General features: G+C 65.6%; 16 protein-coding genes. 10 read left to right on the forward strand and 6 right to left on the reverse strand.

The genetic code is table 11. The features are described from left to right. Positions 1-9: 9 nt before the first annotated feature. Both crtI and AC1TQG_RS27250 read right to left on the reverse strand, forming a co-directional pair. Complete coding sequence (crtI, locus tag AC1TQG_RS27245) at positions 10-1,536, reverse strand: phytoene desaturase family protein (RefSeq protein ID WP_482142053.1); 1,527 nt, start codon at positions 1,534-1,536, stop codon at positions 10-12. After that, positions 1,536-2,651 (reverse strand): polyprenyl synthetase family protein, encoded by a 1,116-nt coding sequence (locus AC1TQG_RS27250; RefSeq protein ID WP_482142148.1) that lies wholly within the window; start codon positions 2,649-2,651, stop codon positions 1,536-1,538. Before AC1TQG_RS27250 ends, crtI begins: the two co-directional genes overlap by 1 nt. Before the next feature lie 48 nt (positions 2,652-2,699). Here AC1TQG_RS27250 and AC1TQG_RS27255 point away from each other — a divergent pair, with 48 nt between their 5' ends. After that, complete coding sequence (locus tag AC1TQG_RS27255) at positions 2,700-3,623, forward strand: methylenetetrahydrofolate reductase (protein WP_482142149.1); 924 nt, start codon at positions 2,700-2,702, stop codon at positions 3,621-3,623. Positions 3,624-3,657: 34 nt separating this feature from the next. Here AC1TQG_RS27255 and AC1TQG_RS27260 read toward each other — a convergent pair whose 3' ends face one another. Genes AC1TQG_RS27260 through AC1TQG_RS27275 form a run of 4 tightly spaced genes read right to left on the reverse strand, consistent with a single transcriptional unit; the run spans position 3,658 to position 7,486 of the window. Further along, complete coding sequence (locus tag AC1TQG_RS27260; RefSeq protein ID WP_482142054.1) at positions 3,658-4,440, reverse strand: LppM family (lipo)protein; 783 nt, start codon at positions 4,438-4,440, stop codon at positions 3,658-3,660. Between the two features lie 56 nt (positions 4,441-4,496). Next, entirely contained in the window at positions 4,497-5,315 is an 819-nt protein-coding gene (locus AC1TQG_RS27265) for a carotenoid biosynthesis protein (RefSeq protein ID WP_482142055.1), read from the reverse strand. Beyond that, the gene (locus tag AC1TQG_RS27270; protein ID WP_482142056.1) at positions 5,306-6,901 is read right to left on the reverse strand and encodes a phytoene desaturase family protein; all 1,596 of its coding nucleotides are present in this window, start codon (positions 6,899-6,901) and stop codon (positions 5,306-5,308) included. Before AC1TQG_RS27270 ends, AC1TQG_RS27265 begins: the two co-directional genes overlap by 10 nt. A gap of 6 nt (positions 6,902-6,907) precedes the next feature. Then, positions 6,908-7,486 (reverse strand): GNAT family N-acetyltransferase, encoded by a 579-nt coding sequence (locus tag AC1TQG_RS27275; protein ID WP_482142057.1) that lies wholly within the window; start codon positions 7,484-7,486, stop codon positions 6,908-6,910. 215 nt (positions 7,487-7,701) lie between these two features. Here AC1TQG_RS27275 and AC1TQG_RS27280 point away from each other — a divergent pair, with 215 nt between their 5' ends. The 9 genes from AC1TQG_RS27280 (at position 7,702) to mraY (ending at position 16,961) form a co-directional block, all read left to right on the forward strand. Continuing rightward, complete coding sequence (locus AC1TQG_RS27280; protein WP_482142058.1) at positions 7,702-8,202, forward strand: SAV_6107 family HEPN domain-containing protein; 501 nt, start codon at positions 7,702-7,704, stop codon at positions 8,200-8,202. A gap of 174 nt (positions 8,203-8,376) precedes the next feature. Next, on the forward strand, positions 8,377-8,784 hold the full coding sequence (locus tag AC1TQG_RS27285) for a DUF3040 domain-containing protein (protein WP_482142059.1): 408 nt from the start codon (positions 8,377-8,379) through the stop codon (positions 8,782-8,784). Positions 8,785-9,169: 385 nt separating this feature from the next. Continuing rightward, the gene (gene mraZ / locus AC1TQG_RS27290) at positions 9,170-9,598 is read left to right on the forward strand and encodes a division/cell wall cluster transcriptional repressor MraZ (RefSeq protein ID WP_482142150.1); all 429 of its coding nucleotides are present in this window, start codon (positions 9,170-9,172) and stop codon (positions 9,596-9,598) included. A gap of 238 nt (positions 9,599-9,836) precedes the next feature. Further along, positions 9,837-10,781: a 16S rRNA (cytosine(1402)-N(4))-methyltransferase RsmH gene (gene rsmH / locus AC1TQG_RS27295; RefSeq protein ID WP_482142151.1), complete on the forward strand. Its 945-nt coding sequence runs from the start codon at positions 9,837-9,839 to the stop codon at positions 10,779-10,781. Next, positions 10,778-11,614 carry a cell division protein FtsL gene (ftsL, locus tag AC1TQG_RS27300; RefSeq protein ID WP_482142060.1) on the forward strand — a complete coding sequence of 279 codons (837 nt, stop codon included), beginning with the start codon at positions 10,778-10,780 and terminating at the stop codon, positions 11,612-11,614. Before rsmH ends, ftsL begins: the two co-directional genes overlap by 4 nt. Positions 11,615-11,697: 83 nt before the next feature. Then, the gene (locus AC1TQG_RS27305; protein ID WP_482142061.1) at positions 11,698-13,713 is read left to right on the forward strand and encodes a peptidoglycan D,D-transpeptidase FtsI family protein; all 2,016 of its coding nucleotides are present in this window, start codon (positions 11,698-11,700) and stop codon (positions 13,711-13,713) included. 23 nt (positions 13,714-13,736) lie between these two features. Further along, entirely contained in the window at positions 13,737-15,350 is a 1,614-nt protein-coding gene (locus AC1TQG_RS27310) for a UDP-N-acetylmuramoyl-L-alanyl-D-glutamate--2,6-diaminopimelate ligase (RefSeq protein ID WP_482142062.1), read from the forward strand. Beyond that, positions 15,347-15,826 (forward strand): UDP-N-acetylmuramoyl-tripeptide--D-alanyl-D-alanine ligase, encoded by a 480-nt coding sequence (locus tag AC1TQG_RS27315; RefSeq protein ID WP_482142063.1) that lies wholly within the window; start codon positions 15,347-15,349, stop codon positions 15,824-15,826. The genes AC1TQG_RS27310 and AC1TQG_RS27315 overlap by 4 nt, the downstream gene beginning before the upstream one ends. 46 nt (positions 15,827-15,872) lie before the next feature. Further along, positions 15,873-16,961 (forward strand): phospho-N-acetylmuramoyl-pentapeptide-transferase, encoded by a 1,089-nt coding sequence (mraY, locus tag AC1TQG_RS27320; protein ID WP_482142064.1) that lies wholly within the window; start codon positions 15,873-15,875, stop codon positions 16,959-16,961. The last annotated feature ends 1 nt before the right edge of the window (position 16,962 follow it).

Consider the following 16,962-nt stretch of genomic DNA (forward strand, 5'->3'; position numbering starts at 1 on the left):
TCGATGATCCTAGTCACCGACGATGCGGGCGGCGGCCAGGCGACCCGAGACCAGCACCGGCGGGATGCCGACCCCGGGCACCGTCGAGCTGCCTGCCAGCACCACGTTGTCGGTTCCGCGGACGAGGTTGGGGGTCCGCAGTGGTCCGGTCTGGCGCACGGTGTGGGCTGCGGCGAAGGGTGTGCCCGCCGCCATCCCCTTGTCAGCCCACGTGCCGGGGTCGTCGACCTTGACGATCTCGAAGTTCTCCCGGATGCCGTGGTAACCCCTCGACTCGAGGACGGCGAGCACCTCGTCCACGTACGGCCTCGAGAGTTCTCGCCACGGCAGAGGTGCGGAATCGAGATTGGGGCAGGGGGCGAGCACCGTCACGGATTCGCCGGCCGCGGTGATCGAGTGGTCGGGATCGGAGACCGCGGGCCGGTTGATGAGCAGCGACGGGTCGCTCATGAGCCGGCCCCGGCCCGAGCGGGCGGTCAGTTCACGGAAGGTTTGCGACCACGCCATGCCGAAGTCCAGCGTGTGATGCCCGCCCGGCCACTGTGCCGTGACGGAGGTGGGAACCACGCCGTGTGCGACCACTGCGCTCGGCGAGTAGACGATCTTGCGGGAACCGCCACGGGGCTTGTCTCCGAGTAGTCGCCGGGTCACGGGCGTGTCGGTGGTGAAGATGACGGCATCGCAGGGCCACCGGCGGCCATCGGTGGTCGCGATCGCGCTCACCCGGTTGCCGTCCCACTCGACACCTTCGGCGGCGGCGCCGAGTTCGACGCGGCCACCGGCCTCGATCAGTGCGTTGGCCATCTCCTGGGCGACCCGGCCCATACCGCCGCGCGGATAGTAGACACCCATGCTGATGTCCATGTGGGCGATGACCGCGTACACCGCGCGGGCTCGCTCCGGCGGTACCCCCGCGTACAGGGCCTGAAAGGTGAAGGCGCGCAACAGTCGTTCGTCGGTGATGAAACGCCCCGCCGCCGACGAGAGCTTGCCCAGTGCGCCCAGGCGCACCAATTGTGCTGCGTCGGTGCGGGTTTTCCGGTCTCGGACGATCGAGATGGGCGAATCGAAGTTGCGGTCGATGAAGCGGTCGAACTCGGCGTCGTACAACCGTGCCAGCCAGTCGGTGAGGCCTCGGTAGCCGCGAGACGCTTCGACGCCGAAGGTTTCGGCGATGGCGGCGGCCAGCCTGTCGATGTCGCGGTGCATCTTCAGTTCGGTTCCGTCGGCGTATCGCATGTGATAGGTCGGGTCGACGTCGATCAGATCCAGACGCCGCACCGCGTCGTCTCGATTGATGCCCACCGCGGCCAGTGGTGCGTGGACGAGTTCGGGCATCGTGAGAATTGTTGCGCCGGTGTCGAATCGGTTGGTACCGATCGTCTCCGTTGCGACCCGGCCGCCGGGTAGCTCGGCGGCCTCGAGCACGGTCACCTCGCGGCCTGCACCGCGCAGATACAGGGCTGCGGTCAGCCCCGACAACCCTGCGCCGACAACAACAATCCGGTCGCTCTTGCCTGAGGTGGTACGCGGCATCAGTACTGGCGGCGGGTCATGGCGGTTGCCAGTTCGATCAGATCGGCCTTGGCGGAGGCGGTCGCGGTGCTGGCGGTCAAGGTGGCCAGCGCGCTGGTCACCAGATCCTCGATCTGTTGTTCCACCTCGGCGACGGCACCACTGGCGGTGATGATCTCCAATGTCTGAGCCAATTCGTCGGCGTTGAGCGCACGTCCGACCCGCTCACGCAGTACGCGTGCCGCCGCCCGGTCATGGGTGTCGAGATGGCCCAGAGCGGCCGACAACAGTGCGGTCCGCTTGCCGGCGATGATGTCGTCGCCTGCCGGCTTGCCGGTGATCGACGGATCGCCGAAGACCCCGAGTAGATCGTCACGAAGCTGGAAGGCGATGCCGATGTCGGTGCCGAACGAACGCAACGACTCGATCAGGCCGGCGTCGGCGCCGCCGATCGCAGCGCCCAGGTGCAGCGGGCGTTCGACCGTGTAGGCGGCGGTCTTGAACCGCATCACGCGATAGGCGGCCTCCGGTGTCTCGTCGCCGGAGGCCTCGGTTGCGATGTCGAGGAACTGACCGCCGAGGACCTCGGTGCGCATACCCCGCCAGATCGCCGACACTGAGCGGTGGGTCTCGGGATCGAACCCGGCTTCGGCAATCAGGTCATCGGCCCAGGCCAGGGCCAGGTCTCCAAGGAGGATGGCCACACCTTCGCCGTAGTCGGCGGCGTCGCCACGCCAGCCGGCCTCGCGATGGCGGGTCTCGAACTCGCGGTGGATCGTCGGGAACCCGCGCCGCGTGTCAGAGCGATCGATGATGTCGTCGTGGATCAACGCGCAGGCCTGCATCAGTTCTAGGGCGGCGCAGACCGACAGCAGCCGGTCGGGATCGGTGCGGGCCGGGCCTGCGGACAGGTAACCGGCCCAGGCGAACGTCGGTCGGACACGTTTGCCGCCGCGGAGTACAAAAGCAGACAGTGCGTCCACCGCATCGCAGAATCCCGGACCGATGTCGGCTGCCGTGGATGCGCGGTCTGCAAAAACCCGCTGCAAGAGGTCGGTGGTCGCGGCGGGAACGTCGGTCACAGACTGGATTGCCACGTCAACCACACTACGGTGGGATGTGGCGGCGGCAGGCAGGCGGTCGTCCCCGGCCGCCACCTCTATACTTGCCGGGTGAGTTCGCAGATGACGCAATCATCGATCGTGAAGCGGCTGACCGAACCCCATTCGGGTCCGGTGCCGTTCTCGGTCGAGTTCATGCCGCCCCGAGACGAGCAGGCCGAGGCGCGCCTGTGGCGAACCGTGCGGATTTTCGAGCGAATGAACCCGGCCTTTGTCTCGATGACCTACGGCGCCGGCGGCTCCACCCGTGATCGGACATTGCGTATCACCGGGGAGATCGCGCGCGAGACCACGTTGCTCCCCGTCGCTCACCTGACTGCGGTGGGGCACAGCATCGACGAGCTTCGGGCGATGGCCGGCGGCTACGCCGACCAGGGCATCACCAACATCCTGGCCCTGCGTGGTGACCCGCCGGGTGACCCGCTGGGCGAATGGGTCAAGCATCCCGACGGGCTGGAGTACGCAGAACAACTCGTCCGGCTACTGCAGGATCTCGGCGACTTCAACATCGGGGTGGCCTCGTTCCCCGAAGGTCATCACCGGGCGCCCGACCTCGATCACGACACCAGGTACCTGGTGTCGAAACTTCGTGCCGGAGCCCAGTATTCGATCACCCAGATGTTCTTCGACGTCGATCACTATCTGCGACTGCGCGACCGGGTAAACGCCACCGATCCGGAACAGGGCGCCAAGCCGCTGATCCCGGGGATCATGCCGATCACCTCGCTCGCCTCTGTGCGGCGCATGGTCGAACTCTCGGGTTCGGTGCTCCCGCCCGCGGTCGAGAAGCGGCTGGCCGAGGCTGCAGGCGACGGGCCAGAGGAGAACCGGGAATCGGTCCGCGCTGTGGGCATCGACCTGGCCACCGAGATGGCGCAGCGCCTGATCGACGAGGGCGCGCCGTGTCTGCACTTCTGCAGCCTGAACTTCGCGAAGGCCACCAGCGAGGTCCTCGAGCGACTCGGGATGAACTCGCTCGCTGCCTGACCGCTCGACGACACCAGAGTGGGTAGCCAACCGATCAGTGTGAGTTCCCGCTGCTGTCGGTTCCGCTGCGACCCGTACCGCCGGCGTTCGAGCTTCCCACGGGTGGATGTGGGGCGTCCTTGGGACGTTTGTGCGGGGCACCTGGCCGCGACGATTGGTCGCGGCTGACCCACGCGAGCGCCACCACCACAACGGCCACGGCCAACGCGATGCCTGCCATCAGGCCCGTCCAGCCGGCGAACGCGGCGGTCCCGGGTTCGTCGTAGCGGGCCTCGGCGGTCATCGGGGTCGCCTTGCCGATCTCCGGCTTCCAGGAGACGGCGTCGTCGCCGTCCTGCTGGCCGTTGGTGGCACTGATCGGTCCGGCGAACTGGACTGAGAACTCGATGTAGTCGCGCTCAGGCGTCAAACCCTGCAGATCGGCCGTACCGCGGAAGGTGACCGCTTCTCCGCGGCGCTGCGCCTGCAGGTCCAGGGTCACGGGGGCATCCGGGTAGGCGTCGTCGACGAGTTCGCCGAGCTGGGCGAATTGGCCGAGGGTGGCCTCGGTGAATGTTGCCCGGGTGCCGATCAGTCCGTCGCGTTTGAACTCGGTGGCAGTGACCACCGTCTCGAGCGATTGCGGCACCGTGATCTGCGGACCCTTTTCCTGGCCGATGTCCTTCTCGGCGAGCACAATCGCGCCCCACAGCCGATCGCCGTATTGGGCGGGTTCGTCAGAACAGGCGGCAAGTGTCGGGCCGAAGAGCAGGGCCAGCACGAGCAACACCGCACTCAGGGGACCGCGACGGCGGTTGGGTCGGGTGATCTCAGGCACGCAGCTATCGTGCCATTAGCCGGACCGGTCCGTGAGGAGGGCCGCGCTGATCGCGTTCAGTTGATGCCGGAACGAGGCCGACGAGACAGTGCCACAGCCGCCGGTACCCCCAGGATGCCCATCCCGATCAGCCCGTACGGAACCGCCGCGGGAAGCGCGGGATCGTCGAGGAAGACCAGAAACGCCAGCGCCGATCCGAGCCAGGTCCAGGTGAACCAGCCCACCGGTGCGACCAATGTCATCGGTGTCACCGTGACCGGTTTCGGGTCGATCAGCGAGAGCAAGATGAACATGACGCACGCGACACCGGCCCAGCCGATGAAGTTGGTGACCGGGATCTGGTCGATGCCGGGGAGCCCGGCGTCATCGGTGGACCAGGTCCACAATCCGGCACTGACCATCTGCGGGTCGAGGTACAGATCCCAGCCGACCATCCCGACGGTTGCCGCGGCGATCCGGGTCGGAAGACGGCGACTGATCAGCGAGCTGATCCACCACATGCTGTAACCGCCTGCGGTCCAGGCCAAGCCGATGATCACCGGTACCTCGGCCACGGATGGCCCGATCCGATCGGTGGCGTAGGCGTAGGCGCCGAACGGGAACCCGGTGGCGACGCCGACGATTTCGGCGGTCCATCCGACGCCGGCCGTGGCCGCGAAGACCGCGACCGCCCGAAGTGGCCCCAGCCGGAACGTGGCATGAGCGAGCATCGCGGCGGCCGCGGCGACAACGACGACCACGGTGGCCTGATCGCGCGCCACCCCGTCGACCAAGGGGTAGATGATCTGCGCGGCGATCGATCCGGCGAGCAGGACCGCGGAGGTCCACAGCAAGATCTGACGTCGGGGGACCACCAGCGCGGCGGTCATCCCCATCGGCCGCGGGTGATCCTGGCCAACGGAGATCTCCGGTCGGACAGGACCGCGGTCGCCGCGATGCGACCGCTGGCACCGCTGACACCACCGCCCGGGTGGGTCGAGGCCCCGGCGAGCACCAGACCCGGGGCGCCGGGAACCCGGTGCCGGGCCAATTCGGGATGGGGGCGCCACATCAGCATCTGATCCAGCGACATCTCCACATGCATGATGTTGCCGCCGGTCATCCCGATCTCGGACTCCAGGTCGGCGGGCGTCTGGACGTAGGTGTGCTCGATCGAGTCGGCGAACCCCGGTGCGTGCCGGTCCAATTCGTTGATGATCTCCTGGCCTGCGGTAGCCGCGAGGTCAGACCAGCTGCGCCCGCCGGAGAGCTTGTACGGATGCCACTGGGCCCACAGACTCGTCTGATGCCGGCCGGGTGGGGCCAGGGTCGGATCGATCGCGGAGAAACTCATCGCGATCAGCGCGGGGCGCCGCGGCAGATCGCCTGCGCCGGCATCGGCGTGCGCCCGGGCCAGATGTCCGCGATCGGTCACCAGCAGACCCAGCCCGCCATGTACCGAGGTGTCGGTGGGCAGTCCGGGATACTGCGGCAGGGCGGTGCCCCCGAGACGGACCGCCATACCGATACCGCCACCGATCCGGATCTGTGAGCGCCACCGGTCGGCGGTGGTGCGGTCGAATCCACCGGCCTGCAACAGGTCAAGGGTGGTGAGAATGTGGCAGGCACTGATCACCGATCGGGCACGGTGCGCGCCTCCATCGGCAGTCCGAACCAGCCAGCCGTCACCCTGCTTCTCGATGGCGGTCGCAGCGGCCGAGAGTTCGAGTTCGCCGCCGTCGGCGTGAAGTTTACGGATGAGGGCTTCGGCGAGCGCGCCGCTGCCGCCGACCGCCCGGCCTGGGGGAATAGTGTGCATCGCGGCGGCAAAACCGACCATGGGTGCGGTTCCGGGTTCGTTCATCGGCGGACCCGACTGCGCTCCGAACCACGCCAGCGCCGCCTTGAGGTGTTCGGATTCGAACCAGTTGTCCAGGAGTGCATTGCCGGACATCAGGAACTCTTGTGAGAGCCCGAGTCCGGCGGCGGAGCCGTTGCCGGGGATGCGCGCAGGCAGACCCCAGAACGCCTTGCCGAGAGCGAGCGGGGAGGGCGACGAGGTGAACGCCGACATCATCGCCGCCGACCGGCGCGCCCAGACGTCGACGAATCCACGGTAGGCGCGCGCATCGGCGGGACCGCAGGCCGCCTCGATCGACGCGACCGTCTTCTCGAGGTCGCGGTGGAAGATGATCGGGGGAGCATCGTCGGTAGCGGGGCAGAACGCCCATGGGTCGCAGTCGATGTATCGCAGTCCGTGATCGGCCAGTGCGAGTTCTTCGAGGATCGGGGTGTGCCTGATCATCAGGTGCGCCGAGGATCCACGGTCGACGCGATAGCCGGGGAACCGTTCGACGGTGGACACGGCTCCGCCTGCGACACTGTCGCGTTCGAGCACCTTGACCTGTTGACCGGCGGCTGCCAAATAGGCGGCGGCCACGAGGCCGTTGTGTCCGGAGCCGATAACGAGGGTGTCGATCATGTGGTCCTATCGCAGTGGGAGGGCGCGGCCGAGGACAGCAAACGGTCTGGGATCACCGGCGAAGGTGAAGCCGCGGAGCACGTCGGCAAAACCCAACCTGCGGTACAGCCGCCACGCACGGTTGTTCTCCTCGTCTACCTCGGGTGTCGAGAGCAGCACCTGTGGTTCGGAGCGACCGGCCAGCAGGCGTTGTAGCAATTGCTCGCCGATCTGCCGGCCCTGTGCGGACGGATGCACGTGAAGTTCGGTCAGCTCGAAGTAGTTGTCGGTGAGGGCGCTGATGCGCTCACGGCTTGACCCGGCGCGGACCAGACCACTGCGCACCTGCTGGTTCCACCATTGATCGTGCGCGCCGCTGTATCCGTATGCGATCCCCACCAGGGTTTCCCGCCCGGTCGCCGGGCCGGCTGAGTCGATCGCGGCGACGGCCTTCCAACCGGGGCGCCGGATGTGGTCGTGCCACAGGGGAGCCCGTTGCATTTCGGTGCCCGGCGGGTAGTTCATCGCGGTGACGTACACGCTCAAGGCCTCGGGTAGCCATATCTGTGCATCGTGGGCCGAGAGGTCGGCGATCCGGATGGGCACAGAAGTTTCCGCCTTTTTTGCTTGATGGTTGTCGGTGTCGTTGGGTATATTGAATCTGTCGAACGGGTGTTCGAGGCTTCAACCTCCGCAAAGGCGCAAGCCGCATCGTTTACCCGCTTTACGACGTGAGGGCGGCTCGGTGGCCAACGAGGGAAGCGTAGGCCACCGAGCCGACCCCGCATAGACAACAGATAGTCCGGCAAAGGAGGACCGAGATGGCGACGATGGCACGAACCCCTGCGCGCGGCCCCCGGAATGTCGGACCGGCCTCGACCGGACGGGCCGCACGGGTCACCCGACTGCCCGAGCCGACCCAGATCATCGCCTCCCGCGAGATGCTGGAACGAGCGGAGTCGCGTCTGCGTGAATCGGATGTCGTCACCGACTCCGCCGAGGCGTTCAGCGCGCTGTATCAATCGGCGCTGCGCGCGGCCGGCGCCGTCCTGGCCGTCGCCGAGCACCCCACCCGCCGACGTGGGTCGCGCAGTGCGTGGGCGCGGTTGCCGCAGGCGATGCCTGAGCTCTCCGAGTGGGCAACGTACTTCGCCGGGCTCTCTCGCCTACGCGCCGACACCGAGGCCGGGATCCGGTCGGTGACCGACGAACAGATTGCCGAGTTGCGACCGAAGGTGGACAAGTTTTTACACGTGGTCGAGATGGAAATCCTGCGACTCGAGCGGGGCAAACCGTCGAATATGCCTGCTGGTGCGGCCTGAAGGCTCCGAAATTACTGCTAACGGACCAAAATTGACCAACTTGTGGCGGGGAATGGTGGTTCGAACTTCCAACACCTCGTATCATCGGAGGTGGGTCCACCGCAGTGGGTCCGGGCAACCGGAATTGTCTCCTCTGGATGCTCTACCGAAACCATGTGCTGAAGGAGGGGGCGGGTGCCACTCTCAGAGCACGAGCAGCGCATGCTCGAACAGATCGAAAACGCTCTGTACGCCGAAGACCCCAAGTTTGCGTCGAACGTACGGTCGCGTCGCTTTCGCGGCTCCACTGCGCGCCGTCGACTGCAGGCTGCCGTGTTGTTCCTCGTCGGACTTGTCCTCCTTGTCGGGGGAGTCGTCATCGAGGTGCAGATCGGCGGATTCCCCATTGTCAGCCTCATCGGCTTCCTGGTGATGTTCGGTGCCGGGCTGATGGCGTTGTGGGGAACTAGGAGCGGATCGACTCCCGGAGGTTCTTCGGGGTCGTCGTCGCGCGGCGGTTCGTCGGGCCGCGAGCAGCGGCAAGGACGAAAGTTTTCTGAACGGATGGAAGAGCGGTTCAACCGCCGCTTCGAGCAGGAGTAGACGTCTTCGGGCGCGCTTGACCGTAGAAGGCCGTGCATCGCATTGCGATGTACGGCCTTTTTTGTGTTTTCAGGGCATCTCGCCCCACTTTCCACCCGGGCCCCCACTTTCTCCCACCCATGAGGTTTCGCCGACAAAACGGGGCTGAAGTACCCCCTGGATCTCGAAAATGCCGCCCGAACGGTTCCCTGACACCCGGGATCAGGTTTCGTCCCCCACCTTGCTACAAGGCCTTTACCTGCAGGATCGGCGGAGTTACGCCCATTTTTGCGCTCCAAGGGGTGGAAAGTGGTGGATTGTGGGGTACAGTGGTGATCGTTGGTGGAAGAGAACCGGATCTTTCCATCAACCTTGGGGTTGGAGGTGACGACACATGGCCAGCGCTATGTTCCTCGGCACTTACACACCCAAGTTGGACGACAAGGGGCGGCTCACGCTGCCCGCAAAGTTCCGAGACGCACTTGCAGGAGGGGTGATGATCACAAAAGGTCAGGACCGCAGCCTCGCAGTGCACATGCGGGATGACTTCTATGAGTTGGCTCAACGAGTGATGAGCTCGCCCAAGAACGATCCTGCTGCCCGGGCTTTTCAACGTCAACTGAGCTCGGGTACCGATGAGCAGCGGCCAGACGGTCAGGGGCGCATAACCCTGTCCCCGGATCACCGTCGCTATGCGGGGCTGGCCAAAGAGTGTGTGGTCATCGGAAACATGAGCCACTTGGAGATCTGGGACGCGCAGACATGGCGCGATTACCAGGATGAGCACGAGGAAAACTTCTCGAGCGTGGGCTTCGACGTCCTGGACACGGCCTGAGGCCAAGGACCACAAGACCACGTGGGTGAATCGAGGCCTTTGCCCGATCCGACCCTGACGCACTTCCCCAGCGCCAGGTTCGACAGCCCGCCCCTGACGCACTTCCCCAGCGCCAGGTGCGGAGATCGGGCAGGGACCAGGATCCACCCACACACCTGCCGGCCAATTGGCGCACCCGGACCGCACGAGAGGTAGCACAGTGGATCTCGCCGATGGCCCCTTCGGGCACGTCCCGGTCATGGCCGAGCGGATGATCGAACTGCTTGCACCTTCGATCACCCGGCGACATCCCGACGGTACCGACGCGATCTACGTCGACGGCACTCTCGGCGCAGGCGGCCATACCGAACTCATCGCCCAGAGATTTCCCGGTGTTTCGATCATCGGAATCGACCGCGACATCAACGCTTTGAATCTCGCGCGCGAGCGCCTGTCACCCTTCGGTGATCGGATCACCTTTGTCCACACGCGGTACGACGCGGTGGACGAGGCCCTGGAGCAGGCCGGTGTCACGAAGATCGATGCCGCACTCTACGATCTCGGCGTCTCGTCGATGCAACTCGATCAGCCCGACCGCGGTTTCGCCTACGCGGTTGATTCTCCGCTGGATATGCGGATGAATGCTGATGACCCCCTGACCGCGGCCGACGTCCTCAACACCTACGGGCACGGCGAATTGGCCCGTGTCCTTTCGGAATACGGTGACGAGAGGTTTGCAGGCAAGATTGCCTCCGCGGTACTGCGTGAACGCGAGATCGAACCTTTCACCACGAGTGGCCGACTGGTGGAACTGTTGTATCGGTCAATCCCGGCGGCCACCCGACGTACCGGTGGTCATCCGGCCAAACGCACATTCCAGGCGTTGCGGATCGAAGTCAATGGAGAGCTGACCTCATTGAAGGCTGCTCTGCCCGCTGCACTTTCGGCGTTGGCGGTCGGTGGGCGCCTGGCGGTCATGTCCTACCAATCGCTGGAGGACCGGATCGTCAAACGCGAGTTCGTCGAGCGGACCAAATCGAAGACACCACCCGGACTCCCTGTCGATCTGCCAGGAACCGCACCGGATTTCGTGTTGGTGACCAGGGGAGCGGAACAGGCATCGGACGAAGAGATCGAGCGCAACCCGAGGTCCGCATCCGTGCGGGTGCGGGTCATCGAGCGGATAGCGGGGGGGAAGAAGTGACGGTTACCGACGACAATCTCGCCACAGCGCGTCGCCGCGATGCCGGTGAGCAGGGTGCCAGGCATTCGGGTGCGAACAGGCAACGTTCGGCCGCCGCGGAGAAGGCGCTCGAGCGTCGTCGCAAACGCCTTGGTGCCGGGGCGGTTCCGTCGACTTCGCGTCACTGGCAACGTCCCGAGGGCCCGGCCACGCCGGTGGAGAAGCCGGCGATGTGGGGCCGCATGCGAAGTGCGCCGGTACAGGCGGTGCGTCGTGTCCCGTTCGCCGTTGTCGTCGTCGGGATGCTGTTGGCCGGATTGGCGCTGACACTGTGGCTTTCGACCAAGTCGGCTCAGGACTCGTACCAGCTCGGTGTGGAACGCGCATACAACGAACAGCTGTCAGACCGTCGCGACGCTCTCAAGAAGGAATATGAGTCGGGTGATTCTGCTCCTGAATTGTCCGAAAAGGCCGGTGGATTGGGCATGATCCCGGCCACCGATGTGCCGCGGATGGTCGTCGGTCCCGATGGACGTGAAACCGTTGTCGGGGAGATAAAGCCTGCTGAAGGTGACAAAGCGCCGTCAATGAACAACGGTCCGAAAACGGTCGTGCCGAAGCCCGCCGAGACTCCGGTTGTCGCCCCGACAACACCAGGGGCTCAGGGTATTCCGATCCAGGGAACCCCGGTCGCCCCGGGTGGCGATGCCGCCAATCCTCTGCCGACCGCCCCGACCTCTCCGACGGCACCGACCGTGAATACCCCGGCCGAGGCCCCGACGGCGCCCGCGTACACAAATGTTCTTCCAACCAATGGCGGCGCGCCGGGCGCAAATTCGGGCGAAGACGGTTAGCGCAGCAGAGAATTGACAACCATGAAGGTCTCATTTGCGATGATGTTCACGGCGAATGGATCTGCTGACGATCGGTACCGCCGATGATGCGGCCGAGGAGTGCGGGCGACCGTCGTACCCGGCAGCGATCGGCGGGCAGGGATCGGGTCGGCCCATCCCAGCGTCCGCGGGGACGTCAGGGAACGGGTCCTGCCGGATATCGCGACAGCGACCATCCGGACAACGCGCCCCGGACGGCCGCCGGTCGCAACAGTTTCCCGGCCGGTGGTTCGCACCACGGGAGTGACGACATGATCCGGGCCAGTCGCCAATTCTTGCGGCGCCACCGGGTGGCAACGGCTTTGATCCTTGTTGTGGTCCTGGTGGTCACGGTGAAGATGACGATGCTGCAGGTTGTCGACGGTCCGTCATTGTCCGCCGAGGCGGCGAGTCAGCGTGCGGTGACCGAGGTGCTGCCCGCGAAACGTGGTGCCATCGAAGACCGCAACGGCAAGGCCATCGCCTACACCGATGACGCTCGCGCACTGACCTTCCAGCCGGCCAAGGTGCGCAAAGAGATCGAAGAAGCGCATCAGAAGGATTCGAAGCTACCGGACCTCGACACCCGGATCGGCGAGATCGCGAGGGGAATCCGAGAGGAACTCGGCAACGAGTTCGACGAGTCCTCGCTTCGTGAACTGCTGCGTAGCAACGAGACTTTCGTGTACCTGGCTCGGGCGGTCAGCCCGGAGTCGGCAAACAAGATCATCGACGAATTCCCCGAGGTCGGTTCGGAGCGACAGGACGTTCGGCTGTACCCCGGTGGCGAGTTGGCCGCGAACATCGTCGGCGACGTCGACTTCGACGGAAACGGGTTGATCGGCCTGGAATCCTCGATGGATTCAGTACTTTCAGGCGCTGACGGGTCGCGCACCTACGACCGTGGCTCCGACGGCGCGGTCATCCCGGGCAGCCCTCGCAACCTGCATCCGGCCGTCAACGGTGCCACTGTGGAACTGACCATCGACTCCGACATCCAGTGGTACGTCCAGAACCAGGTGCAGCTGGCCAAAGAACGCTCGGGCGCGGTGAACGCGTCGGCCGTGGTCATGGATGCCAAGACCGGTGAAGTGCTGGCGATGGCCAACGACGGAACGTTCAATCCCGCCAAACCCCTTGATGAACAGGGGGATGTGCAGCTCGGTGACCTACCGGTCACATCGCCGTTCGAGCCCGGTTCGGTCAACAAGCTCATCACCGCGGCGGCCGCCATCGAATACGGTGTCACCACGCCGGACGAGGTGCACCAGGTGCCGGGAACGATCACCATGTCCGATGCCACCGTGAAAGATGCCTGGGCGCATGATGTTGCGCCGTACACGACAACGGGCATCTTCGGTAAGTCCTCCAACGTCGGAACCCTGATGCTCGCCGAGAAGGTGGGCGAGGACCGATTTGCCGACATGCTCAAGCGTTTCGGCCTCGGCCAGAGCACTGATGTGGGTCTGCCGGGCGAGAGTGGCGGCGTGGTCCCGGCCCGCACGCAGTGGTCGGGTGGCACCTTTGCCAACCTTCCGATCGGCCAGGGTCTGACGATGACGCTGCTGCAGATGACGGCCATGTACCAGGCCGTTGCCAACGACGGCGTGCGGATCCCGCCGCGGATCATCCAGGCGATCAACGGCGAGGGTCAGCCCGGTGTCACCGAGCAGCCTGCAGGGGTTCGGGTGGTGAGCCCCGCGACCGCCAAGTCGGTTCGTGACATGTTCCGTTCGGTGGTCCAGAGCGATCCGATGGGTGTGCAGAACGGCACCGGCGTGAAGGCCGACGTCCCCGGATATCAGATCAGCGGTAAGACCGGTACCGCGCAGCAGGTGGATCCGAAGTGTGGTTGCTATTCCAACGAGGCGTACAACATCACATTTGCCGGAATCGCGCCCGCTGACAACCCGCGATACGTGATCGGCATCATGCTGGACAACCCGAAACGAAGCAGTGACGGCACCGGTGGACAGAGCTCTGCGCCGCTTTTCCAGACCATCGCGTCCTGGATGCTGCAGCGCGAACGGATACCACTGTCATCGGGCCCGACGCCTCCACTGGTCTTGCAAGCCGGGTGACCCCGCGGCGGTATGTTGAGGAAATGTCTGCTCCCGATAGTTCGGTGTTGCGCCCTGCCCTGGTCACCCCGACCTCGGTCGAGGCTCTCGCGGCGACCGGCAACACACAGATACATCTGATCGGCACGGCGACAGGACAGACCGCGGTGAGCGGTGTGACCCTTCGGGCGCAGGATGTTCGGCCCGGAGACCTGTTCGCGGCGCTACCGGGCAGCCATTTCCACGGTGCGCAATTCGCCGCGGATGCACTGGCTGCCGGTGCGACGGCGGTACTGACCGATCCCGCCGGACGCGACATCGTCGCCGGTCTCGATGGCGCCCATGACTGTGCCGTGCTGGTTCATCCGCAGCCGCGGCAGGTCCTCGGTGACCTCAGCTCCCAGATATACGGCCACCCCTCCCGGCGTCTGACACTGATCGGTATCACCGGAACCTCGGGCAAGACCACCACGAGCTACCTCACCGAGGCGGCGCTGATGGCGGACGGGCACTCGGTGGGACTGATCGGCACCGTCGAGACCCGGATCGCCGGGATTCGGCAGCCCAGTGCGCTGACCACGCCGGAGGCCCCACAGTTGCAGGGGTTGTTGGCCGCAATGCTCGAGCAGGGTGTGGATTCGGTGGTGATGGAGGTCTCGAGTCACGCCTTGTATCTGGGTCGTGTCGACGGCAGCCGGTTCGCGCTGGGGGCTTTCACCAATCTCTCGCAGGATCATCTCGACTTCCATCCGACGATGCGCGACTACTTCAACACCAAAGCGCTTCTGTTCCAGCCGGATTCGCCGGTTCACGCCGAGGCGTCGGTGATCTGCATCGATGATGACTGGGGCCGTGAGATGTTGCAGATCGCCGGCCCCGGCGCGGTCTGTGTGTCGACGTCGGGTTCAGGGGAGGGCGTCGACTGGCATGCCGGACCATCCGAGCTGTCCGCAGACGGTGCACAGCACGTCACGGTGACCGGGCCGGACGGCCGGTCGTACGTGATGGCTGTCCCGATGCCGGGCCGATACAACGTCGCCAATGCGCTGACCGCAGTTGCGCTCGCGGCCGGTGCCGGTGTGCCGACGGCGACGGCGATCGCATCGATCGGTGACGTTGCGGTACCCGGACGAGTCGAGCGCGTGGTCCGCGGGCAGCCGTTCCTCGCCGTGGTCGACTACGCCCACAAACCCGCCGCGCTCGAGGCCGTCATCGGCACGCTGCGAGGACAGAGCAAAGGCCGCATCGCCGTTGTCGTGGGAGCCGGTGGCGACCGCGACACCGGTAAGCGTCCGATCATGGGTGAGGCGGCCGCACGCGGCGCCGAGTTCGTGGTCGTGACCGATGACAATCCGCGATCCGAAGTACCAGCCGAGATCCGGGCGCAGGTGGTCGCCGGAGCCGCGGCCGTACCGCTTGCCGAGCGCCCCTCGGACGCTGAACCGGTCCAGGAGATCGGCGACCGGGCCGAGGCGATCGAAGCCGCCGTCCGCTGGGCGCGGCCCGGTGACGTGGTGCTGGTGGCGGGCAAAGGCCACGAGGCCGGTCAAGAGATCCACGGCGTGAAGCATCCCTTCGACGATCGGGTCGTCCTGGCCCGGGCGATCGATGATCTTGGAACGCAACAGAATTCAACTGACACGGAGTCATCACAGTGAGCAATACCGATAGTGGCCAGGCCGAGCAGGTGGACCGGGTCGACACCAGGGCGGTACGCGCCGCCCTGCGGGACCTGGCCGATGCGGTGCACGCCGCGCCGGAGCGGCGCAGTTGGGCGGTGCTCGGTGAGATGGACCTCCCGCCGGATCTCGATGCCGATGATCGGCTTCAGATGACGCGCTGGGTGGTCTCCCACGACGAACTCGGACGGCTGGCTGTGCGCCTGGACATCGGTCAGGTCATCTGCGTGGGTACCTCTCGAGCCGTACACGGACTCCACCAAGGTGCGGTCATGGAGGGGTCGTGGGGTTCGGAGGCGGTCCTGGTGTCCACACCACAGGAGGCTGCGGAGATACTGGACGCGCAACTCGGCGAGCACGATGTGGTGCTGGTGATGGGTGGGCGCGAGCTCGGTCTGACCGAATTCTTGAACGGCCGCGGCGACCGCCGGACTCCGGGCGGCGATCCTGCGTGAACGTCTTCGACCACAGCTTTGATACTCGACAGATAGGGATGTTCAGGTGAGGCAGATCCTGATTGCGGGCGTGATCTCGCTGGCGGTGGCGATCTTGCTGACCCCGGTGCTGATCAAGGTCTTTTCGCGTCAAGGCTTCGGTCAGGAGATCAGGGTCGAGGGGCCCGCGAGCCACCAGACCAAGCGCGGGACCCCGTCGATGGGCGGCGTGGCGATCGTCGCCGCACTGTGGGCGGGCTACTGGGGATCGCATCTGTTCGGGTACATCACAGACGGCAGCGGTCCGACGGCCTCGGGCATCCTGGTGCTGTCGCTGGCGACCACGTTGGCGCTTGTCGGCTTCCTCGACGACTTCATCAAGATCCGCAAGCAGCGCAACCTCGGACTGAACAAGACCGCGAAGTCGGTGGGTCAGCTCATCGCCGCATTGCTGTTCGGTGTGCTGGCGCTGCAGTTCCGCAACGAGGCCGGTTACCAGCCGGCAAGCCCGAAGCTGTCCTATGTCCGTGAGATCGACGCCATCGCCATGGGTTCGGTGGTCTTCATCATCTTCGTGTGGCTGGTCGTGTCGGCATGGTCCAACGCGGTCAACTTCACCGACGGACTCGACGGCCTCGCCGCGGGTTCGATGGCGATGGTGCTCGGGTCCTACGTCCTGATCACGTTCTGGCAGTACCGCAACGCCTGTGTCGGTGGGCCCAAAGCTGCCGAGCCCGGTTGCTATACCGTCCGCGATCCACTCGATCTGGCGTTGATCGCGGTGGCCGGCGGTGGAGCCTGTCTGGGATTCCTGTGGTGGAATGCCGCGCCGGCCAAGATATTCATGGGCGACACCGGTTCTCTGGCACTGGGTGGTCTGCTTGCCGGTCTCTCGATCACGACGAGTACCGAGTTGTTGGCCGTCGTCGTCGGCGCGTTGTTCGTCGCCGAGATCATCTCGGTTGTCATCCAGATCGCAGTCTTCCGGACCACCGGCAGGCGGGTGTTCCGGATGGCGCCGTTCCATCATCACTTCGAACTGTCCGGGTGGGCGGAAACCACGGTGATCATCAGGTTCTGGCTGCTGACCGCCATCGCCTGCGCTCTGGGGCTGTCGCTGTTCTACAGCGAATTCCTCGGTGCAAGTGGGGGATAGC

Source organism: Williamsia sp. Y844, from assembly GCF_056786475.1.